General features: G+C 49.4%; 21 protein-coding genes. 15 read left to right on the forward strand and 6 right to left on the reverse strand.

Annotated elements, in window-relative coordinates:
- Positions 1 to 173: 173 nt before the first annotated feature.
- Positions 174 to 1,562, reverse strand: coding sequence for a TraB/GumN family protein (locus ABEQ74_RS13635; RefSeq protein ID WP_430122717.1), 1,389 nt, complete (start codon positions 1,560 to 1,562; stop codon positions 174 to 176).
- Between the two features lie 222 nt (positions 1,563 to 1,784).
- Between ABEQ74_RS13635 and ABEQ74_RS13640 the strand changes: the two genes are divergently transcribed.
- Positions 1,785 to 2,240: a hypothetical protein gene (locus tag ABEQ74_RS13640; RefSeq protein WP_430122719.1), complete on the forward strand. Its 456-nt coding sequence runs from the start codon at positions 1,785 to 1,787 to the stop codon at positions 2,238 to 2,240.
- A gap of 112 nt (positions 2,241 to 2,352) precedes the next feature.
- Here the strand turns inward: ABEQ74_RS13640 and ABEQ74_RS13645 are convergent, their stop codons facing one another.
- From ABEQ74_RS13645 to ABEQ74_RS13665, 5 genes are all read right to left on the reverse strand, one after another.
- Positions 2,353 to 2,631, reverse strand: coding sequence for a YxcD family protein (locus ABEQ74_RS13645; RefSeq protein ID WP_430122720.1), 279 nt, complete (start codon positions 2,629 to 2,631; stop codon positions 2,353 to 2,355).
- Between the two features lie 3 nt (positions 2,632 to 2,634).
- A complete protein-coding gene (locus tag ABEQ74_RS13650; RefSeq protein WP_430122721.1) occupies positions 2,635 to 3,072 on the reverse strand; it encodes a hypothetical protein in 438 nt (145 codons plus the stop codon).
- Between the two features lie 55 nt (positions 3,073 to 3,127).
- Complete coding sequence (locus ABEQ74_RS13655) at positions 3,128 to 3,706, reverse strand: PadR family transcriptional regulator (protein WP_430122722.1); 579 nt, start codon at positions 3,704 to 3,706, stop codon at positions 3,128 to 3,130.
- A gap of 199 nt (positions 3,707 to 3,905) precedes the next feature.
- Complete coding sequence (locus ABEQ74_RS13660; protein ID WP_430122723.1) at positions 3,906 to 4,475, reverse strand: beta-class carbonic anhydrase; 570 nt, start codon at positions 4,473 to 4,475, stop codon at positions 3,906 to 3,908.
- A 37-nt stretch (positions 4,476 to 4,512) separates the two neighbouring features.
- The gene (locus ABEQ74_RS13665) at positions 4,513 to 4,842 is read right to left on the reverse strand and encodes an iron-sulfur cluster biosynthesis family protein (RefSeq protein ID WP_430122724.1); all 330 of its coding nucleotides are present in this window, start codon (positions 4,840 to 4,842) and stop codon (positions 4,513 to 4,515) included.
- A gap of 132 nt (positions 4,843 to 4,974) precedes the next feature.
- On the opposite strand from ABEQ74_RS13665, the gene ABEQ74_RS13670 reads away from it, so the two are divergent.
- The 14 genes from ABEQ74_RS13670 (at position 4,975) to ABEQ74_RS13735 (ending at position 22,908) form a co-directional block, all read left to right on the forward strand.
- Positions 4,975 to 6,492 (forward strand): carboxypeptidase M32, encoded by a 1,518-nt coding sequence (locus ABEQ74_RS13670; RefSeq protein WP_430122725.1) that lies wholly within the window; start codon positions 4,975 to 4,977, stop codon positions 6,490 to 6,492.
- A 216-nt stretch (positions 6,493 to 6,708) separates the two neighbouring features.
- Positions 6,709 to 7,713 carry an ABC transporter substrate-binding protein gene (locus tag ABEQ74_RS13675; RefSeq protein ID WP_430122726.1) on the forward strand — a complete coding sequence of 335 codons (1,005 nt, stop codon included), beginning with the start codon at positions 6,709 to 6,711 and terminating at the stop codon, positions 7,711 to 7,713.
- 40 nt (positions 7,714 to 7,753) lie between these two features.
- Positions 7,754 to 8,536: an ABC transporter ATP-binding protein gene (locus ABEQ74_RS13680; protein WP_430122727.1), complete on the forward strand. Its 783-nt coding sequence runs from the start codon at positions 7,754 to 7,756 to the stop codon at positions 8,534 to 8,536.
- Positions 8,533 to 9,366, forward strand: a complete 834-nt coding sequence (locus ABEQ74_RS13685) for an ABC transporter permease (RefSeq protein ID WP_430122728.1) — start codon at positions 8,533 to 8,535, stop codon at positions 9,364 to 9,366. The genes ABEQ74_RS13680 and ABEQ74_RS13685 overlap by 4 nt, the downstream gene beginning before the upstream one ends.
- A gap of 132 nt (positions 9,367 to 9,498) precedes the next feature.
- Entirely contained in the window at positions 9,499 to 10,500 is a 1,002-nt protein-coding gene (locus tag ABEQ74_RS13690; protein WP_430122729.1) for an aromatic acid exporter family protein, read from the forward strand.
- A 108-nt stretch (positions 10,501 to 10,608) separates the two neighbouring features.
- The gene (locus ABEQ74_RS13695; RefSeq protein WP_430122730.1) at positions 10,609 to 11,175 is read left to right on the forward strand and encodes an outer spore coat protein CotE; all 567 of its coding nucleotides are present in this window, start codon (positions 10,609 to 10,611) and stop codon (positions 11,173 to 11,175) included.
- 106 nt (positions 11,176 to 11,281) lie between these two features.
- Positions 11,282 to 12,535 (forward strand): putative amidoligase domain-containing protein, encoded by a 1,254-nt coding sequence (locus ABEQ74_RS13700; protein WP_430122731.1) that lies wholly within the window; start codon positions 11,282 to 11,284, stop codon positions 12,533 to 12,535.
- Between the two features lie 60 nt (positions 12,536 to 12,595).
- Entirely contained in the window at positions 12,596 to 15,367 is a 2,772-nt protein-coding gene (mutS, locus tag ABEQ74_RS13705) for a DNA mismatch repair protein MutS (RefSeq protein ID WP_430122732.1), read from the forward strand.
- A 30-nt stretch (positions 15,368 to 15,397) separates the two neighbouring features.
- A complete protein-coding gene (gene mutL / locus ABEQ74_RS13710; protein ID WP_430122733.1) occupies positions 15,398 to 17,374 on the forward strand; it encodes a DNA mismatch repair endonuclease MutL in 1,977 nt (658 codons plus the stop codon).
- Positions 17,375 to 17,391: 17 nt separating this feature from the next.
- The gene (locus ABEQ74_RS13715; RefSeq protein WP_430122734.1) at positions 17,392 to 18,171 is read left to right on the forward strand and encodes a class I SAM-dependent methyltransferase; all 780 of its coding nucleotides are present in this window, start codon (positions 17,392 to 17,394) and stop codon (positions 18,169 to 18,171) included.
- Positions 18,161 to 19,108, forward strand: a complete 948-nt coding sequence (gene miaA, locus ABEQ74_RS13720; protein ID WP_430122735.1) for a tRNA (adenosine(37)-N6)-dimethylallyltransferase MiaA — start codon at positions 18,161 to 18,163, stop codon at positions 19,106 to 19,108. The genes ABEQ74_RS13715 and miaA overlap by 11 nt, the downstream gene beginning before the upstream one ends.
- A 53-nt stretch (positions 19,109 to 19,161) precedes the next feature.
- Positions 19,162 to 19,401 carry an RNA chaperone Hfq gene (gene hfq / locus ABEQ74_RS13725; protein ID WP_053493835.1) on the forward strand — a complete coding sequence of 80 codons (240 nt, stop codon included), beginning with the start codon at positions 19,162 to 19,164 and terminating at the stop codon, positions 19,399 to 19,401.
- A 173-nt stretch (positions 19,402 to 19,574) separates the two neighbouring features.
- Positions 19,575 to 22,256, forward strand: a complete 2,682-nt coding sequence (locus ABEQ74_RS13730; protein WP_430122736.1) for a PBP1A family penicillin-binding protein — start codon at positions 19,575 to 19,577, stop codon at positions 22,254 to 22,256.
- Positions 22,257 to 22,353: 97 nt separating this feature from the next.
- Positions 22,354 to 22,908, forward strand: coding sequence for a DUF402 domain-containing protein (locus ABEQ74_RS13735; protein ID WP_430122737.1), 555 nt, complete (start codon positions 22,354 to 22,356; stop codon positions 22,906 to 22,908).

The following is a 22,908-nucleotide window of genomic DNA, read 5'->3' on the forward strand; positions in this document are numbered from 1 at the left end:
TGCTTGGCTCCAATCCCTTAAGATAGTGAACGTATCCTACTATTATCGGCAATCTCAGAGCGAAGGTCAATGATACCTGGTATAGCCGCTGCAGGGATACTCGCTTATGATATAGAAATCGCCTTGTTCCCAGATGATGAAGGAACAAGGCGATGATGGACAAGCCTATTATTTTATTTTTCTACTAACTGGACATCATAGCCTTTTTCCTTTAATAAATCGACTACCATGCCCTCCATAACATAATGCGCTGCACCTACAACGACGAAGGAAGTGTGGGTTCCGTCTTTCTCCAGCAACTGCGCCAATTTGATTGCCATATTCTTGTCTCTTTCTCCTATCAGACGCTGGTTTGTGTCACCTTCCGTAAACGCACCTTCAGCGGCAAGAGTTTTCTTCAGGCCCTCCGCATCGCCTTCAATCCAATATTGCTGCATTTGTTTCAGGTTATTGGCGATGTTCTTACTTCCGGTTTCTGACAGGAGCACGTCCAGAATTTCCTCCAGTTCCTTCGCTTGAGTGTCAACTGGCACGTCAGCGAACAGATCTGCTTGGAGTTTGATGCTCTCAAGCTCATGGATCGGTTTGCCTGTCAACAGGGCGCTGAGCAGGAAATGGCGGTCAACTCCGGTCGCCATGGCTAAGCCGCTGTCCGCCGGATCTTCAAAATATCCGAGTGTAGTGAGGGTATTCGAAATGCCAAATGGTTTGTAGCTGTCGAACGTATTCGCTGGCATTTCAAGCTTTTTCAGCAGACGTTGGAGCTTATCGTAAGTGGCTGCCGGAATGTGATCTTGCAGCTTGGTGCCATCACTGTATACCATTTGGTCCTGGAAATACGTCATATCTCCGTTTACGATATCCACCTCGACCCACAGATCGTCTGAGGCTGCAAACGCATCTCGTATGCTTTTATGCATCGGGTACATATCGGTAATGCCCAAATGAACCGAGCCGAGCAAATACAGGGTGTTGTTGTTATGAGTCACTTTCCACAGCAGGCCTTCGGCTCCGCCACCGGCCTTATCGTATGTATATTCGACGAGTCTGCTGGCCATTACAACTGCTTGTTCCACTGTAGCAGGCTGATCCAGCTGAAGGCCCGCTTTCGTTCCTTTTACGATGCCTGTTTGCTGCATGTATTCAACCGCTCCAATCTCCGTGTTTCCAAAAGCTTCAGGTAGCTCATAATGGGAGATTAGTTGAAATAAGGCAGTAATGATTGTTTCCCTGTTAATGACTTCTCCTGCGGGTATGGAGGGGGTACCGGACTTCTTCTTAAGACCAAGCTGGTCCAGTTTTTTCTCTGTCGTATCCAACAGGGACTCGAACTTGGCTTCTGTAATGGATTGTCTGAAGGTCCCGTCATAGTACCAATCCATCGGATAAATGCCGTATTTCTCACCTTCGTTCAGTGTTGCCACAGACCAAGGGCTGATATCGGGTACGGCTCCTGGAGTATCGGCATAAAGTTGCGGGATTTGGCCCAGCAGAATGGTCAAACTTAGCGCACCGGCACCTACCCAGCGCTTGATCCTGCCCCAGCGTTTGTGTTGCTGCATGAATCGTGCTCCTCTCGAATCTATTTCGTATATGGTAGATAAAGATGCCATATTACTAGATTATACCATGAGTTGAACATTTTCAGAAAAAGACTCATTAGTGAATGCCAAGCCTCGAAGCAGTATACATAAAGTGCAGGTGCAAAAAACCTCTGCCGCAGGGAAGATGAAGATACATAAATGACTTCCAGTAATCAAAATGATAAAAGGAGGGGATATGCTTTGTTGCATCCGGAGAGTCTGTTCATACCGTTTATGATCCTGCTGCCTAATTTATTATTCTTCATTTATCCACCCCGAAACATGTCCGGTCAGCCCAGCAGCAGTATGATCTTCTCGGTAGCTGAAGGGATCGGGCGAATCGGGGCCTTGATTGTCCCTATATTCTATGTAGTCCATGTAGAGCAAGGGTATGAGCTCATGTCGTTGATCATCATGATGCTATCGCTTCTGCTCTATTATGGATGCTGGTGTAGATACTATTGGGGCAGAAGGGAATACCGCCTGTTATTTCAACCGTTTCTGGGCATTCCGGTACCGCTGGCGATCAGTCCGGTGATATATTCCTTGGCAGCCTCGGTGGTTTTGCATTCCATTCTCTTGTTTATAATCAGCATCGTATTTGCCGCGGGCCATATTCTGAACAGCCTGAAGGAATGGAGGAGGATTAAGCAATAGCAGTAAGCTGCAATACAGATTCTGCTGCCATCAAATGCGAGTTAGCGTGAACCATTATAAAAAAGCAGCCCTTTCGCGTATTGGCGAAAGGGCTGTTACTTGTGTGATAAGGTTATTGCTGGACAATAGCGATAATTTCGTCTTCCAGCTCAAGTCTTACCTGCTCGCTGTAGGCACGGATATCGTACTCGGAGTGCAGGTAGCGGAGTATAGCTTCGATGAGGTTAGCCTCAATCAAGTATTGCGTTCTTCCATTGACCCATACTTCTGCAGTATATCCGGTTTCTTCGTCCCAGCTGAGTTCAAGCGATACATCGGTCGGTTTGACTCCCCTGCGCTCTGCCTGATGAAGACAGACCGCATTGATGATTTCATCCATGCTTAAAACCATAGATTAGTACCGATTTTGATGATCGTCACGACGCTCGTTTTGTTGACGACGGTTTCTAACGGCACGTACAACGGCCATAACGATCATAATCAATGCCCAGATGGCGATCAGGTTAATGAGCAAGCCCATGATTTCACCCATGAAGCCCATACCTGCAAACATGCTGCCGAACAGCAAGCCGGCAAGTCCGCCGATCATGAGACCTTTCATCAAGCTGCCGCCGCTGAAGAATCCCCGTTTAGCTGTATTGCCTGCGGCTCCCGACGTATTGGAACGATTGTTCGATTGTTGAACATTGTTGGTATTCTTTTTCGGTGTGCTGTTGTATGTCTTGGTCCCGGATTTAAAACCTCCGCCGCCTCTTCGGGCATCTACGGAATCAGGTGTCAGCGCTACAAAGAAGAGTGTAATCGCCACGAGAATAGTCAGTACTTTTTTCATTGTGTTCTGTCGAACCTCCCAGTAAATTTAGAGTATAAAAAGTAATACGGACGGGTCACGATAAGGTTTCAAACTTTGTTCGTCCATGGTCAGAGTTTGTTATGCTTTGCTGTTGTCTCAGCAATTCCAGTACCCAATCGCACCATTTCAGCTCGGTTTCAGCCATCAATAACCCCTTGGTAGCGAGTATATAATTGCTAAAAGCCTTGCTTCCAATCTGGCGGGTATCCTCCGGGATCCCCTCTAAAATTTGTTCATAATAGCGTTGTTTCTCCAAATAACCAATTCTGCGATCCTCGAAAATATCAATGGCAATGCCGGTCTCTGTCAGCCACAGGCAAAAGGTGCGCAGAGAAAGCTCATCCTTCGTAACTGCGGGCGCGATCGGCTGGTACATCCATTCACGCAGCTTTTGCATGCCTTTTTCCGTAATCGCATAAATCTTCTTATCCGGTTTGTCGCTTTGCTGGACCCAGTGCGAGGACAACAGATGTTTCTCTTCCATGCTGGACAGCAGAGGATAGATTTGACTATGTTTGGCCTGCCAAAATGGCTGAATTCGAAGCATCAAATCATATCCCGATGATTCTTTTCTTGCTAGTAATCCTAACAAGCCGTATGACAACGTATTCATGGACATAGCTCCCTTTGAAACGCATATCGTGGACTGCAGGGGAGTAAATCCGCCCACTGGTCCGTTTGTTAAAAAGTGTACACTGAAACTGTATGGTTTGACAACCGGGAGAGAGGGGAATCTCTCTGCTTTTGGTAAAATTGTGACTAAAAAAGCACAAACGCAGGAGCGTTTGTGCTTCGATTTGACTTCGGCCGATTTATTCGTTCTCGTATCCTTCTACAACCAGATCAAGCGCCCCGGTGGTCGGGTCGATGACCATGCCGTGAACGGGTACGTTCGGAGGAAGAAGAGGATGGTTCTTGATCAGGTCAACTGTGTTTTTGACGCCATCCGTAATGTTATCGAATCCGCGGAGCCATTTGGACAAGCGGATGCCGGAGTTTTCCAGCGTGGACAGAACTTCATCCGAGATGCCGCGGTCTCTCATATGCTGGATCATTACCTCGGCATTGAGGGAAGCCATGCCGCATTCGTAGTGACCTACAACGATAACTTCTTCAGCCTGGAGTTCGTACAGTGCAACCATGACACTACGCATAACACTTCCGAAAGGCTGGGAAATTATAGCACCTGCGTTTTTAATGATTTTGACATCGCCGTTCTTGAAATTCATTGCTTTAGGTAGCAGTTCCACCAAGCGTGTGTCCATACACGTGATGATGACAAGTTTTTTCTCCGGGAAGGCACTAGTCAGGTATGATTCATATTCTTTGTTCTCCACAAAAGTACGGTTGTGCTCCAAAATACTATTTAGATGTTTTTCCATTGATTTTCTCTCCTTTGTATCGGTTGTTTGGCCTTGCTTAAGCTCGGTCATCACTTATTTGAATATGATTTCCATAACTCTGTCCACTGCTGTCAAGGCTGAAAGAATAGGCTTCTGGATCAGCATCGAGCCTCATGGTGTCCTCGAAAAAAACAGCTTGCCGGCGGTTTACAATAAACGGGACAGAGCTACCCGTTTCGACGGCGAGATCCTCGGTCGTCGGCTCATCTACAATACGCAGGCCTGGGACTCCGTTAACGGCACATCCGCATCCCTCCGTGTCATAGATCAGCCTGATGGAACCCGGCCGGTCACCGAGTTTGTTTTTCAGCTTCAGCTCTGCTTGCTTTGTGAGTTGAATCTTCACGGCATCCTGACACTCCTTTATATGTAGTTTGTTATTTATTCTTTCTGGAAGTTGATTATATACCTTGTAAAAAGTATCATCAATAGAGTAAAGAAAATCTCATAATATATTAGAAAAAGAAGGTGTACCAATATGGCAGTTCAACATTTACAGGAATGGGAACAATTTGATCGATTGGTTCGCAAAATTATGAGCTACTATGAAGCGATTGGCCTGCTGCATTGGGATTTGCGGACAGGAGCTCCCCGTAAAGGCGCGGAAATCCGTTCCGAAACGATCGGAGTTCTATCCACAGAAGCATTTAAACTGCAGATTTCGGACGAAATGGGCCGACTGTTGTCCTTTTTCGCCGAGTCGGGAAATACCGAGCAGCTGACCGAGCGTCAGCGCCGTATGATCGCAGAGATGCGCAAGACATATGATCAGAGCAAGTCCATTCCGCCCGAACGCTTCCAGGAGTATTCCATTCTCGCCGCCCAATCGGAGACCAAATGGGAAGAGGCGAAGAAGAATAGCGATTTTGAAAGTTTCGAGCCTTACTTAACGAAAATTGTAGCATTTAAACAAGAATTCATTGATTATTGGGGCGTGAAGGATACCCGGTACGACACCCTCCTTGATATGTATGAGCCTGATTTAACCGTGAAAAAGGTGGATGCCATCTTCGAACGCCTGAAAGCGCGCCTGGTACCGCTTGTTCATGCAATCCAGGAGTCGTCCGTCAAGCCGGAAGCGGGATTCCTTGATCAACTGTTCCCAAAAGAACAGCAGGAGAAATTCAGTCTGTTCCTGTTGGAGCAACTGGGCTACGATTTTGAGGCAGGGCGTTTGGATGAGAGTGTTCATCCATTTGCAACGGGCCTGAATCCGGGAGATGTTCGGATTACAACCATGTACCTCCAGGATGATGTGCTGAGCGCGGTATTCAGTTCTTTGCATGAGGGGGGCCATGCCCTGTATGAGCAGAACATTGATAAAGAACTTGCCGGCACACCACTCTCTGGCGGTACTTCAATGGGAATCCATGAGTCCCAATCCCGTCTATGGGAGAACATGATCGGTCGCAGCCGTCCGTTCTGGCGCCGTTATTTCACGGATTTGCAGCGGCATTTCCCTGACCAATTGAAGGACGTGGATGCTGAGACGTTCTACCAAGCAGCGAATAAGGTGGAAAATTCTCTGATTCGCATTGAAGCCGATGAGTTGACTTACAACCTACATATCATCATTCGATATGAAATTGAGAAGATGCTCTTTAATGAAGGATTGGCCGTAAAGGATCTGCCGGAAACGTGGAATGCCAAGTATCAAGAATACCTTGGCATTATGCCGCCTAATGACGGGATGGGCGTTCTGCAGGACGTTCACTGGTCAGGCGGCGATTTCGGATATTTCGCTTCGTATTCCCTCGGCAACATGTATGCGGCCCAGATGCTCCATACGCTGCGCAAACAGCTGCCTAACTTTGATCAGCTCATTGAAGAGGGGAACCTGGCTCCGATCAAGGAATGGTTGACGGAACAGGTGTACAAATACGGAAAAAGCGAGAAGCCGGCTGAGATCATCGAACGTGTCACCGGGGAAGAACTGAATCCTGACTATTTGGCGGATTATCTGGAAGAGAAATATAAAGAGATTTACAAACTGTAATTACCTAACCATTACTTAACAGTGAAGACGCAGCCTTAACGGCTGTGTCTTTTTTTGTGTCATTAGCCTTGTCTCAACCTGTACACTTCCATCTAATGTCCCTTTCAGGCACCGCATCAATACTTCGAAATTAGGCACTGTCAGGCGTTTAACCTTAGGGCGGGCGTGTGCATATGCTGGAAGGGAACATGGGGTTAATGGAATGGAGGGATACGGATGAAACGTCAAAAATGGTGGGGGCTGGGTTTGTCGATGCTCCTCGTGTACGGGGCAGTGCTTACCGGGTGCAGTGGCGGCGGCTCTTCTACGAAGGTACGGATAGGCGAAGTGACGCGTTCGATCTTTTATGCGCCGCAGTACGTCGCATTGGAGAAGGGTTTTTTCAAGGAAGAGGGTCTGAATGTAGAGCTGCAGACGACGCCTGGCGGGGATAAAACGATGACCGCTCTGCTTTCGGGAGCTATCGATGTGGCACTTGTTGGATCGGAGACATCGATTTATGTGTACCAGCAGGGCTCGGAGGATCCGGTTATAAACTTCGGGCAGGTGACGCAAACGGACGGCACCTTCCTGATGGCCAGGGATGGGGCAGGTGCTTTCGACTGGAATCAGCTGAAGGGTAAAGTGTTTCTCGGACAGCGTAAGGGCGGCATGCCGCAGATGGCAGGCGAGTTTACATTGAAGAAAAATGGGATCGACCCGCAGGCGGACTTGGAACTGATACAGAACATCGATTTTGCCAATATCGCTTCCGCTTATGCTTCCGGCACGGGTGAATTCGTGCAGTTGTTTGAGCCTCAAGCCTCGATTTTTGAAAAAGAAGGACGGGGTAAGGTCGTTGCTTCCTTTGGTGTGGAAAGCGGACATCTGCCGTACACCGTCTTCATGACGAAGCAGAGTTATATCGACAAAAATGATGCAACCGTGCAGAAGTTTACGAATGCACTCTACAAGGCACAACAATGGGTGGAGTCAAGCAGCCCGGAGGATATCGCCGATGCGATCATGCCGTATTTTAAAGACAGCGACCGGGATATCGTTGTCTCCTCTGTCAAACGCTACAAGGAGCAAGGCAGCTATGCAACGGATCCGATCGTGGATGAAGCGGAGTGGAACAATTTGCTGGACGTGATGGAGCAAGCCGGAGAATTAAAGGAACGGGTGGCGCCAGGCACGATCGTTAACAACAGCTTTGCAGAGAAAGCGAAGCAAGCAAAATAATCGCGTGCTCCCGATCCATCGAATGAAAGGAGAGAGCACCATGGTACCGGTAGTTGAATTAAATGATATTGCCCATGTGTACGTCACTGATCGGGAAGCCTCTCTGGCCGTGGAAGGAATACAATTGAAGGTGGACCCGGGAGAATTCATCAGCCTGGTAGGCCCTAGCGGGTGCGGAAAGACGACCATCTTATCAATCATAGCCGGCCTGCTGGCACCCTCCAAAGGAACTGCCTCTCTAAACGGCAAACCGGTAAACGGGCCGTCTTCCGAGGTGGGCTACATGCTGCAGCAGGACTATCTGTTTCCATGGCGGACCATAATGGATAATGCCTTAATCGGTTTGGAACTGACGGAGAGATTGAATCCGGAAAGTCGCAGCATTGTAGAGAACCTGCTCAAGGAAATGGGGCTTGGAGAAAGCGGTAGCCTATATCCCTCGCAGTTGTCAGGCGGAATGCGGCAGCGGGTCGCGCTTGTAAGGACCTTGGCCACAGACCCGGGGCTTCTGCTGTTGGATGAACCATTCTCTGCGTTGGATTATCAGACGAAGCTGCAGCTGGAGGATCTGATCGTTGAGACATTAAAGGAACGTGGAAAAACCGCCATTTTGGTGACACATGATTTATCCGAGGCGATTGCAATGAGCGATCGGGTCATTTTGCTTAACCGTAATCCCGGTCGAGTTCATCGCTTGTTCGATATCCCCGGGAACATTCGGGCAACACAGCCTTTTTATGCCCGCAAGGAGCCGGGTTTCAATGAATTATTTCATGAGATATGGGAGGAAATGCAAGCGATTGGGAAGGAGGGGAGTCTATGACGTCACGAGAAGAGCCTTCCGCGGTTCCGTCTAAGGGCTGGCTGCAGGATCTTTATGTTGAGCATATGAAATTGAAAAGGCGGAGCCGAAGCCGAGTGCTGACCGTTCAGCTAAGCCTGCTGCTGCTGTTCTTTGTATGGTGGGAAGCGGCAGGCAGGTTCAAATGGATCGACGTGCTGCTGTTCAGCTACCCCTCCAAAATCTTCGCCAACATCGGGAAGCAGGCGGTGAGGGGCGAGTTATGGGGACATTTGGGAATCACAGTTGGCGAGACGGTTGTCGGCTTTCTGCTCGGCACACTGGTAGGCACGCTTCTGGCCGTACTCATCTGGTGGTCACCGTTTCTCAACAAGGTGCTGGACCCGTACATGGTCGTATTTAACAGCATGCCAAAAGTGGCGCTGGGTCCGATATTTATCGTGATGTTCGGAGCTGGCTTTACCGCTATTGTCGTTACCACATTATCCATTACGGTGATCGTGACTACCCTTGTCGTCTACAACAGCTTTAATGAAGTGGATTCCAATCTGATCAAGGTGGTCCGGACCTTCGGCGGGAGCAAGCGGCAGGTATTCCAAAGGGTTGTACTCCCGGCATCTTATCCGGCGATTGTCTCTACGCTCAAAGTCAATGTGGGCATGGCATGGGTTGGTGTCATCGTCGGCGAATTCCTTGTCGCTAAGTCGGGGCTCGGGTATCTGATTATGTATGGATTTCAGGTGTTCAACTTTACACTAGTATTATCAAGTCTGCTCATTATCGCAGTCGTAGCTACCGCTATGTATCAGATCGTGGTGTATATAGAGAGGAAGTTGTTAACCCACCGTTAAAGGGGCCTGCTAATACAGTCAAGTACAGTTGTTTATGGCGTAAAAATAAGCTAGGATGAAGTTACCTTATATATGCAATGAATCATTATTCAACTATATCGTTCATCAACCTGCCTGGAGGCTCTTCATCACATGGGATTTCGTGTCATCAAAACGGCTGCGGCAAGTCTGCTTGCCATATTAATTACAGACGCATTGAATATACCGGGGGCAACGTCCGCCGGTCTTCTTGCTATCCTGGGTGTTGACGTTACGCGAAAGCGGAGTGTGCGCTCCATATCCTCAAGACTCTTTGCTTCTTTATTGGGTCTGCTGCTGGCATGTATTCTGTTTTATTTTCTCGGCTTTCATTATTGGGTATTGGCATTGTATATCTTGCTTGCGTTCCCGCTCATCTCGAGAGCTAACTTCAAAGAAGGCATCGTTACAAGCTCGGTCGTGGTATTCCGTGTATTCCAGGGCGAGGCACTTGGCGTGGGTGTTCTGATTACTCAATTCGAATTGCTGATCATCGGCCTGGGTTCGGCCATGCTTGTGAATTTGGTCTATATGCCAAACAGCGAAGGGGCGATGATGGACATCCGCCGGAAGGTGGACGGGCTGTTCTCTGTCATTTTCAGTCACTTCTCACATACGCTTAGAGACCCGGAGCATATATGGGATGGCAAAGAACTGATCGAGGCCAACCGGGAGATCGAAAAGGGAATAGAAGAAGCGAAGCGTGCTTCAGAGAACCAGATGATTCATCCGGATGGCGCCTGGAACATATATTTTTATATGCGAAAAGAGCAGATGGAGAATATTCAGAGCATGATCCACCAAATATCCCAGGTGTATGAGCGGCTACCAACTGGCGTATTGACTGCCGAAATATTCGAGCAGCTAAGCCACGATGTGGTTGCAGAGGAATATACGGGAAAGTCCGAGGGTCTTCTGATTGAGTTGGAGGAACGGTTTAAGGAGATGGAGCTCCCGACCACACGTGAGGAATTTGAGGTTCGGGCTGCGATCTTGCAGTTATGCCGAGAGCTGGAATACTACTTGAATATTTCGAAGAAATACAAGGCGCCCACAGCGAAAAAAGCCCGGAAGAGCGCGGATTCGGCCGTATCCCTGAGGGATCGGCAGAAATAAAACTCATATTTTTTGGCATCATATGAATTTATTTGGACCACTTCATTCAACATTCGCCCATGTCTTGCATACACATGTATGGAATGATTGTATGGAGGAGGTTCGAAGATGTCATTGAGTCATAAACACCAATGTAGAGAAATCATCACGAAGGCGATCTGCGGCAAGGGTCGTAAATTCTCTACCGTAACACATACCGTGACTCCGCCTAATAATCCGACCAGTATCCTGGGGGCCTGGATTATAAACCATCAATACGAGGCGGTTGCCGCCGGAGACGGAATTGAAGTTATTGGTACTTACGATGTAAACATCTGGTATTCCTATGACAAAAATTCGCAGACCGATGTGGCGAAAGAAACGGTATCCTATGTAGAACGCGTGCCTCTTTCCTATCTGGATCCGAAGCATCGTGCATCCACGGTGGAAGTGTCGGCTGAAGCGACACAGGAGCCGAGCTGCGTGGAGGCCAGCGTATCCTCGAACGGCAAAAGTGTTATTCTACGGGTAGAAAGAGAGTATGCGGTGGAGCTGGTTGCCGAGACCAAGGTGGTCGTTAAAGTATGCACGGACCATCACGGCGACTACGAAGACAAGGAATTCGAATACGCCCTTGGAGACGAAGTCGATGATTACGAAGACCTTGATTACGAAGGTCTGGAGGATGAGCTGTAAGTTAACCCTCCTGTAGGAATGATTATAATCTTAGCATATGCAGCGGGGGCAGCTTTGCGGAGGGCGGATGCCCTCTTTTTTATTTTTTTTCGCAGGGGGCGGGAATATGGGCGGATTTACGGTAAAAGCAAAGGCTGCAAACGAGTATGCAGCGATGGGGACGGATCGACTCCTGGTGCAGTCACGATTAATCAGGTCGGGCATCCCATGCCGCATGAGCCTGGGTTCAGATGAAGACAAAAATTACACGGCCCGTTACACCGTCCATGTGAAGGAGCTGGCGGCAACGTGGATCAGCCGTGGTCTGCTGGGGGGCAGCGAAGCGGGATATCAACCTGATCCCGAGAATGGAAGGTATGAAGATGGCCTGCTCCGAAGACTGGAGAAAGCAGCGGTGCGATCCCTGTATACGCTGGGTGTGGATGAAGGCCAGGTTCTCATCGCGGCTCGTTCTGGTCGCAGATATCTGGTAGAGGGAGTTCGTATGATCGCTGGCAATAACAAAACCGTTATGAGTGCAAAAGGGCAGGGGACCGAAGGGGACAGGGCGAATAATGAGGCACAAGATTCTACCTCCGCTATATCATTAACCATGGGAATGGACCCAGAGTTCGTGCTAATGAAGGATAATGGGGAAATTGTACATGCATCGGATTTTATGGAACGCGGCGGAGTCGCCGGCAGTGATGCCGTTCGATTCCACGGTGAGGTTATTTATCCGATCGCCGAGCTAAGGCCCTCACCCAAGCCGAACCCGAAGGCGCTGCTGCTTGAAATGCAAAAAGCTTTGCATGAAGCTCACAGCCAGATTCAGGATCATTCCTTAAGCTGGAGAGCTGGTGCTCTGCCTTACGTAGATTTTCCGTTAGGTGGTCATATTCATTTCAGCGGCGTACGGTTATCCGTGCCTCTTCTTCAAGCCCTGGATAATTACCTGGCTTTGCCAATGGTATTGTTGGAAGACCCCAAAGGGCGGTCTCGCAGACCCCGTTATGGTTATCTTGGTGATTTCCGGCGGCAGGCGTATGGAGGTTTTGAATATCGGACACTTCCCAGCTTTCTGGTGTCGCCCCTCGTGGCGAAGGTGTCACTCTATCTTGCCTACTTGATAGCCCGCTATAGTGACCGACTGCCGGCGAGACCCCTGAATTCCGAGCGGTATCACAGAGCGTATTATGAAGGCGATAAACCAGTGCTCAAGGAGTGTATTGCAGGCTGGCATCGGGACCTGACCGCACTGCCCGAATATGCGGATTACGCACGCGAGATCGAGCTGGCGTTATCGCATATGGAGGCAGGGAGAACCTGGGATGAAAGTAGGGATATCAGACCCTTGTGGAATATTCCCGTGAAGCCATGATGCCTGGGGTTGATTTCTGTTATAATGGAGGTCAAGCTAGATTGGTATTGGAGGTACGTCATGGCTAAATATACGCCGATGATTGAACAATATTTGAACGTTAAAGAACAAGCGCGCGATGCGTTTCTTTTTTTCCGTTTGGGTGATTTTTACGAAATGTTTTTTGACGATGCAATCCTGGCATCGAAGGAACTGGAGATTACGTTGACTGGCCGCGAGGGCGGCGCATCCGAGAAAATACCGATGTGCGGTGTGCCCTATCATTCCGCAGAAGGTTATATACAGCGGTTAATCGAAAAAGGCTATAAGGTTGCGATTTGTGAGCAGATGGAGGACGCATCCGTTACCAAAGGCATGGTGCGGCGCGAAATTGTCAGAGTCGTAACACCGGGAACCATCATGGACGGCAAATCCGTCCAGGATAAAGCTAATAACTACATGGTGTGCGTCACAGAGGCTGGGGGGTTAATGTCTCTCTCGGCATGCGACCTGTCGACGGGCGAGCTTTATGTAACCTCGGTTCCGGCGTCTGAGGAATGGCTCCGGGATGAGATTGGTATCTATGAGCCTTCCGAGATCATCGGAGATGCCTCGCTTCTCGATATCATCTCGTCACAGGCGCTCCCGGGCAGCCGGAACATCGTGTACACGGCTTGGGATCGCAGAGAGGACCAGCTGGTTCGTAGTCAATTCGGAGAACCGGCCTGGGCTCGCCTGGATGAAGAACGTAGAGCCTGCATTTCCCTGCTAATCTCATATTTAAGCGAGACGCAGAAGCGGTCACTTGGACAATTGACCCAGATTGCTTCTTACGAACCTGGGCAATACATGGTCCTTGATCCGTTTACAAGACGCAATCTGGAGCTGGTTGAGACGGTGCGTGAGCGCTCGAAGAAAGGTTCGCTCTTGTGGCTTCTAGACCGTACGGAAACATCCATGGGAGCCAGACTCCTGCGGCGTAGAATCGATAAACCGCTGTTGTCACGAAGCCGGATCGAGGAGCGGCTGGAGGCTGTTGAGCATTTATATAACCAGTACATACTGCGTGAAGATTTGCGGATGGCGCTTAAGGAGATTTACGATCTCGAAAGACTGGTTGGCCGGATTGCGTTTGGCAGTGCAAATGGCCGGGATTTGAATGCGCTCAAGCTCTCGCTGAGGCAGATCCCATCATTGAAAGAGCTTTGTGCGCAGTCCTCTTCTGAGACGCTGCGGCGTGTGGCTGCGGATACCGATATTTGTGACGATCTGTGCGAACTGATCGAGAATGCAATTGTGGATGAGCCGCCGGTGTCTGTGCGTGACGGGGGCATCATCAAGCCTGGATACCATGAACGGCTGGATGAATTTCGGGAAGCGAGCACCAGCGGCAAACGCTGGATCGCGGAACTCGAGGCCAAGGAACGCGCGGTTACCGGGATCAAGTCTCTGAAGATCGGTTATAACAAAGTGTTCGGCTATTATATTGAGGTGACCAAGTCGAATCTGTCGTCCCTGCCGGAAGGCCGCTATGAGCGCAAGCAGACCTTAGCCAATGCAGAGCGTTATGTTACACCTGAACTGAAAGAAAAAGAAGGTCTGATCCTGGAAGCGCAGGAAAAGATGGTTGACTTGGAATATGCTCTGTTTACGGAGCTTCGGGACAAGCTGAACATGGAGGTAAGCCGGCTGCAGAAGCTCGCAGAGCGCATAGCAGAGATTGACGTCTATCAATCATTGGCTGCGGTTAGTGCGGAATACCGTTTTGTGAAGCCTGAATTGAGCGACGGTTACGACTATATCGTGGAAAACGGCCGTCATCCTGTCGTTGAGGCGGTCATGAAAGATTCTACGTTTATTGCAAACGGAACGGATTTATGCAAGGATGGCTCGTCCATTCTGCTGATAACCGGACCTAATATGGCCGGAAAAAGCACGTACATGCGGCAGGTCGCTTTGTTATCGATTTTAGCCCAGATCGGCTGCTTTGTTCCGGCAGAACGAGCGGTAATTCCGATCGTGGACCGTATTTTCACGCGCATAGGGGCGGCGGATGACCTAATTGGCGGCCAGAGCACCTTTATGGTAGAAATGGCCGATATCCAGGTTATGACCGAAAAGGCCACGCCGCGCAGCCTGATCATCATCGATGAACTTGGACGCGGTACCTCTACAAGTGAAGGCATGGCTATTGCCCAAGCCGTTATTGAATACGTACACGATCATATCGGCTGCAAAGCGCTGGTCTCCACGCATTTTCATGAGCTTGCCCATCTGCAGGAGAGTCTTGGCGGTCTGAAGAATTACTCCATGGCTGTTCAGGAAAGTGGGGACAAGGTGCATTTTCTTCGGAAGCTGATGCCTGGTGCGGCTGACAGCAGTTATGGTATCTATTGCGCAAGATTGGCGGGTTTGCCTGGAAGCATTATTGAACGTGCTTATGGCCTGCTGCAGGGCTTGGAAATGGCTTCGCTGGCCGCAGTGGCTTCAGAACAAGGCTCCTCTGCCATGCAGGAAGAGCATCGAGGTTCGTCTGTGCAACTTGCAGAGGGCCAAAAAAGTGTGGAATCCGTCCATGAGCGCCAACAAGGTCTGCTCTCTTCTGGCGGCGGCTTGGATACGCCTGACGGGAGAGGCGGGGTGGTGCAGCTCTCTATATTCGGTGAGGAGGAGCCTGAACCTAGAAATGCCAAGATTGGCAAGGATCAGCATGCCATACCGCAAGAAAACGTCCAGGACCCTGCCGTAAGGAGCATAATTGAGGCCGTTAAAGGTGCCGATGTCATGAATATGACGCCGCTTCAGGCCATGCAATTTCTGAATGAGCTGAAGATTCAAGCGAAGGATATGTAAATTTTAGGGAATAGAACGGAGGTAGGAACGATGGGAATTATACGGATTTTGGACGAGCATATCGCGAACCAGATTGCTGCCGGAGAAGTGGTGGAACGGCCTGCCTCCGTTGTCAAGGAGCTTGTTGAGAACGCCATTGATGCGGGAAGTACCAAGATCGATGTATCCGTTGAAGAAGGCGGACTGGACAGTATTCGCGTTACGGATAATGGCGCGGGTATGGATCCGGAAGACTGCGAGACGGCTTTTTACCGCCATGCAACGAGTAAAATTGCTGAGGGACGTGATTTGTTTCAAATTACCAGTCTCGGATTTAGAGGCGAGGCGCTGCCATCCATAGCCGCTGTCTCGAAGGTGCGTCTTGTAACTTCAAATGCTCAGGATGGCCGCGGACGGAAGATCGAAATCGAGGGCGGTCATCTGCGTGTGAACGAAGAGACTGCCGCCCCGAGAGGAACCGATTTTCTCGTAAGGGAATTGTTTTACAATACGCCGGCAAGGCTGAAATATATGAAGACGATTCAGACTGAGCTGGGACATATTTCGGATTACATGTACCGTTTGGCGCTTTCCCGTCCGGATATTGCATTTACGCTTCGGCATAATGGAAACTCGCTGCTCCAGACCTTGGGAAACGGCGATATCCTACAGGTAATCGCAGCTATATACGGTACCCAATCAGCCAAATCGATGCTTCCCATAGCTGCAGAGAATATGGATTACACACTGAGCGGATATATCAGCCGCCCTGACTATACACGAGCCAACCGGAACGGGATGTCACTTATCATTAACGGGAGATATATCCGGAATTACGGTTTGGCGCAGGCGGTGCTGAGGGGATATCACACGCTGCTGCCGATAAACCGGTTTCCGCTCGTCGTTTTGCATCTGTCCATGCACCCCTCGTTGATTGATGTGAATGTCCATCCTTCGAAGCTTGAGGTCCGATTTAGCAAAGAGCAGGAGCTCTTCGCTTTGGTTGAGGAAGAAATTCGCAAGGTATTACAACAGGAAGTGCTCATTCCACGCCCGGCCAAACAGAATATTGGCCAAAGCGACAATGCTTTTATTCAGGAGCAGCTGCAGTTTCCGAGCGCGAGGGTACAAGCTCCTGTGTCCCGCAATGATGAAGTCCGCGGCATACAGGAAGCTGGAAACAGTGAACGATCCGCTACAGGAAATACAACCTTCCCGATGTCATCTGCATCCTTATCGCAGGGCAAAGCCGACACATGGCCTGCGAATGGGGAGACTCGTTCCTATGTGGATCGACCTGCTGGATCCAATTCGCAAATGCGGGAAACGGCTGCTGCTTCTACCTACCGGAGCGATTACCGCAAGGAAGCGAGGGAGAATGCGGGGATTCCCGCCGTCACCAGAGAATGGCTTCAAGCAGCCTCGGGGCCGGTTCCCGAAATACCGCCCTTCCCGGAGCTTGCGTTCATCGGTCAGCATCACGGTACTTATCTGATTGCGCAGAATGATACTGGTCTGTATCTGATTGATCAGCACGCAGCGCATGAACGGATTAATTATGAGTATTACTATGAACAGTTTGGCAACCCGGCAGACGCTTCCCAGGAGCTGCTCCTGCCGATTACGCTGGAATTTACGTCTTCAGAGTCGGAGAAGGTGAAGGAACGGCTGCACTGGTTCGAAAAGGTTGGCGTATATATGGAGTCCTTTGGGGGGAATACCTTCCTAGTGCGTTCCCATCCATTCTGGTTCCCTAAGGGGGAAGAGAAGGCCATTATCGAGGAGATGGCTGAATGGGTTCTGAATGAACGCAATATTGATATCGCCAAGCTGAGAGAATCCTCGTCGATTATGTGCTCTTGCAAGGCTTCCATCAAAGCCAATCAGAAGCTGACGGAGCAGGAGGCGATGACGCTGATTCAGCGTTTGGGCGCCTGCCGTCAGCCCTATACATGTCCGCATGGAAGACCGATTGTGGTATCATTCTCGGCTTATGATTTGGAGAAAATGTTTAAGCGCGTCATGTAACAGCAAGGAGGACCTTCATGATTATTACAACTGGAGAAGCGGAAGCGCCGGATATTGTGGAGCGCGCGCAGAATTTAGCCCAGGAAACCGGCTGCCGTTATGTCCAGCGCAGCGGTCATTCATTGCGAAAATTAGCCCGCAGATATGGAGATGACGACGTGCTGGTCGTATTAAACGGGCATGTACGTCTAAGCGGACCGGACGGATCGGTCATGGAATTTCATCCAAGTATGGGTTTTGTCCGATTGAAACGCGTGCTTAGTGGTAAACCTGACCCCATGCTGGAGGCTTCCGGCATGGAAAAGGGTGATTCCGTACTCGATTGCACAGCAGGACTTGGAGCCGATTCCCTGGTATTTTCGGGCAAGGGCGGGGAGAACAGCCAAATCACTGCGCTGGAAAGCTCACTGCCTTTATATGCGCTTTTGAAAGAAGGACTTCGGACCTATGAAAGCCATTTGGAGGCTAGTGATCAAGCGATGAGACGAATCGATGTGAGGCACAGCAACCATTTGGAATATTTGAAATCACTTCCCGATAAAAGCGTAGACATTGTCTATTTTGACCCCATGTTCCGTGAACCGATCACGGATTCGGCATCCATTAATCCGCTTAGACATTATGCAAATGGAGAACCGCTGGATACGGAAAGTGTGAGGGAAGCGGTCCGGGTTGCCCGTAAAACGGTTGTTATGAAGGAAGCCAGGTCCAGCGGAGAGTTTGAGCGGCTTGGCTTTACCATGCCTGAACGGGGAAAATCGAAAATAACGTACGGAGTGATTTCCATTGACAGATGAAACCAAACCGAAACTGCTTGTTCTTATCGGGCCAACAGCAGTAGGTAAAACGAAAATGAGTATCGAGCTGGCAAAAGAATTCGGATGTGAAATCATTTCCGGCGACTCAATGCAGGTATACCGGGGCATGGATATTGGCACGGCCAAGATTTCTCGGGAAGAAATGGAAGGTATTCCTCACCATCTCATTGATATCCATGATCCCGATCATCCATATTCAGTGGCAGAATTTCAGGAACAAAGCCAGAAGTTGATTAAGGAGATTCAGGATCGGGGAAAACTTCCTTTTATTGTCGGGGGAACCGGGCTTTACGTGGAGTCTGTGTGCTATGGCTATCAGTTCAGTGAGAGCGGAGCAGACGAGGCATTCCGGGAGGAGCAGTTTCGATTCGCCAATGAGTACGGAGCTGAAGCCCTCCATAGGAAACTCGTGACTGTTGATCCTGAGAGTGCCGAGCGGCTTCATCCTAATGACCTACGCCGCGTCGTTCGTGCTTTGGAAATATTCCATCTGACGGGCATCCCACTTTCGGCCCAGCTGGCGCCCCAAACGAAGCAATCTGCTTACGACTTGTGCTTGGTCGGTTTGACAATGGACAGGCAAATGCTATATAACCGTATTGAAGAGCGAATTGATCTTATGCTGAACCAAGGACTTGTTGATGAGGTGGCAGCACTCATGGACAAAGGGTTTGCTCCGGGACTAGTATCCATGCAAGGGCTGGGCTACAAGGAAATTGTATCGTACCTCTCAGGCGAGTGCAGCTACGAAGAGGCTGTTGTGCTCCTCAAACGCGATACACGCCGATTCGCTAAGCGGCAGCTGTCTTGGTTTCGTCACATGAAAGACATTGAGTGGGTTGATGTCACCGACTCTGGAAACTTTTCTGCAAACTATCAAAAAATCCGTGCTATAATAGCAGGAAAGTTTCACTGAAATCTTGAATATATTTTCAAAACAATCTAATTGAACCATTGGGGGTACGGCTAATGAACAAGTCCATTAACATCCAAGACACGTTCTTGAACCAACTGCGTAAAGAGAACATTCCGGCCACGGTATACCTTACAAACGGCTTTCAAATCCGTGGAACCATCAAAGCTTTTGACAATTTTACCATCGTAATTGACAGCGACGGCCGTCAGCAAATGGTGTACAAGCATGCGATCTCCACGTTCATGCCGCAGCGTAATGTGTCCCTGATGCAGGATAACAACAGCGATCAATAGACATTGGAATGGACTCATAGAGAGCAAGCTGATTATTTTGAAACTTTTTTGTTTATAATTCGTTAAGTGTTTATAGGAGTGCAGAGAGCAACCTGAGAAGGTTGTTCTTTTCTTTCCGGATGCTGGACTTGAGTAAGAAGCTTTATCCCGAGAGGGAGTAAGGAGGGGGACATATGGCTGGAAAAGATAATCAGATGTCGCGATTGAATAAAAATAAAGATGAATCTAAGACATCGAAAAAGACGAAGCCGAATACAAAGAAGAAAAAAGGCAGGGGGAAGCGCATAGCATGGGCATTGTTTTTCACGGCCGTCATTGCGATCTTCTGCGCACTCGCAGGATATTTATTCATCCTGATCAGTGGTGAGAAGCTGCTGGACCAGAATCAGGATAAGCTTAGCGCTTATGGAACTTCCAAAGTGTATGATCGCAACGGCACGCTAATGGGCGAACTTTCCCTTCAGAAGAGCGAACCGGTGGACTACGAGGATATTCCTGAGAAATTAGTACAGGCATTTATAGCTACAGAAGATAGACGATTTATGGAGCATAACGGTGTGGATATGTGGTCGATCGGCCGTGCTGCTGTAAAAGATATCATGGCGCGTTCCATGGTGGAGGGCGGAAGTACGATCACGCAGCAGCTGGCGAAGAATATATTCCTGACAAGGGATAAAACATTCTTCCGTAAAGCGACAGAAATGTCCATTGCACTGGCGCTCGAACGTCAGCATTCCAAGGAAGAAATCATGGGGATGTATTTGAACCGGATTAACTTTGGAGGGCCGTATTACGGCATCAAGGCTGCATCTCAGCGTTATTTCGGTAAATCGGATCTGAAAGACCTGGACTTATGGGAAATCGCAACACTCGCGGCCATGCCGAAGGGGCCGTCCCGTTATAATCCGCTTAAGAACCCTGAGCTTTCCAAAGAACGCCGGGCGGTTGTGCTGACCTTGATGGAGCAGCAGGGTTATATTACGGCAGAAGAGGCAGCTAAAGCCAAGAAAGTAGACTATACCTATACGCCGCCTGAAAGACAACAGAAGTATACGGCGTTTATTGACTATGTTATGGAAGAGGCTGAGGAGACACTTGGCCTAACTGAAGATGATATCAACATTGGTGGCTATCAGATTTACACAACAATGGACGTCAACGCCCAAAAGGCAATGGAAGAAGAATTCAATAATCCGGCCAACTTTGAGGAAAGCCCAGATGATGTGCCAGTAGAGGGCTCTATGGTCATCATGAACCAGGAAACTGGTGGCATTGTCGCCATGGTCGGAGGTCGGGAGTATACGCGCGGCGGATTTAGCCGGGCTACCGACAGCCGTCGTCAGCCGGGTTCCTCCTTGAAGCCGATCGTATCTTATGCACCAGCGCTGGAGTCTGGCAAATTTACGAAAGATTCAAGACTTAGCAACAAGAAACAGTGCTTTGGAAATAATTATTGTCCAAACAATTTGCATGGATATTCCGAGACGATCGGTATGCCGGAAGCGATACAGCGATCCGAGAACATTCCGGCCGTATGGCTGCTCAATGAAATCGGTGTAAAAACCGGTTTTGACTTCGCTCAAAGCCTTGGCATCAAGATGACCGAAGGAGATGCGAACTTGTCCTTGGCCCTTGGCGGCATGAATACGGGTACGAACACCTTTGAGATGGCACAAGCTTTCAGCGCCTTTGCCAATGGCGGGGAATTCAAAGAGGCGTTTGCCATCAAACAGATCAAGGACAGCAAAGGCAAGATTGTGTATGAGAACAAAGGAAGTAAAGGAAAGCGTGTAATGAGCGCTGCGACAGCTTCACAAATGACAGATATGATGCGCCGCGTTGTAGAGGAAGGAACGGGTAAGAATGCTCGAATCAGCCGCCCGGTTGCTGGTAAGACGGGGACCACACAAAGTGGATTCAAGGGCGTCAACTCGAACCGTGACGTATGGTTTGTCGGATATACGCCTGAGCTGACGGCGGCCGTGTGGATGGGCTACGATAATCCTGACCGGCAGCATCTGCTGAAACGAAGCAGCTCTATTTCGGCTTCCCTTTGGGGTAAAGTGATGGAGAAGGCTGTTCAGGGCTACGCAGCCAAGAGCTTCCCGAATGCGGAGCCGACGCCACCACCCGTTGTAGAAACCGAATTAGGCGCAGTCAGCGGATTGACCGGTTCCTATAATGGGCAGTCTCAAACGGTATCGCTGAGCTGGAATGCTGTACAAGGCAATAACATTCAATACCGTATATACCGTAAGGAAACGTCGGAGCAGGGATATACACCGATTCTGGATGCCCTCAGCGGTACTTCCATTGAGGATATGAGTGCTATGGAAGGCTTAGCTTATAATTACTATGTGACCGCGATAGATCCGTCAACGAATGAGGAATCGGAACCTTCGAACATCATTCAGATCGTGGCCGTCTCGGAGGAACTGCCGCCTGAAGACCTAGAACCGGATCCGGGAGATATGGAGGAGCAACCTCCGTTGGGTGAAGACAATAACGAGCAAGGTGAGCTTCCTCCTGGATTAGATCAAGGGAATGAAAACGGCAATGGTCCTGGCGATCAAGGTAACGGGAATGGTGAGAATTCCGGGAATCATGGCAATGGTAACGGCAATGGCAATGGCAATGGAGCAAATCCACCTGAACAGGGGAACGGAGCCGAAAATGGCCATGGTAATCAAGGTGCTGGCAATGGATCCGATGGATCAGGAGATGGATCTGACAATGGTGACGCTGGAGCCGGGGACGACAGCTCGGATTCTGGCAATGTTACTACAGTACCGGGAACGATTGTAGTGCCGCCTGATACCCCGAACGAATCTGAAGGGTCTCAAGAGAGCCCATAATGAATCAGAGCCTCCGCATACATGCGGAGGCTTCTTTGTTTTGAGTGTGAAACTTAAATGTGGTAAGCTGGGAATACGAATGGGGAGGAAAAGTTCCATGAAACGTAAATTCGGAGACCGGGCGAATTGGCGCCGTATCACCCGCAGACACTTCACTTCCCGTTATGTGGAAGGTGAGCAATTTACTGGCTATTTAACGTTATATACCATTTATGGTCTAAAGGAACCTTTGTGGAAGACGTATGGCCATCATACTTACCGAATTGCGGACAAGGGGTACTCATGGCTGCAGTATTATCCAAAGGACAGCCACTTTATCGTTACGGCCATGTTTGACGACAAGCGAAATATCGTGCAATGGTACATCGATATTTGCAAGAAACAAGGGGTAACGGACCAAGGCGTTCCATGGTTTGATGATCTGTATCTGGACGTGGTGGTGGTTAAGAATGGAGAAGTGTTCCTGCTGGATGAAGATGAGCTTGAGGATGCCTTGCACCGACATGATATTACCAGGGATGATTACAGGCTTGCCAAGGTGACTGCACGAAATTTGCTTAGGGCTATCGACGCGCATGAATTCCCTTACTTTATGATGTCTCTGAAGCATCGTGACCAGTTATTTCATAACGGAGAATTCAGGAGGAAGTAA

This window comes from Paenibacillus solani (assembly GCF_050475945.1).
Lineage (GTDB): Bacteria > Bacillota > Bacilli > Paenibacillales > Paenibacillaceae > Paenibacillus_AQ > Paenibacillus_AQ solani_A.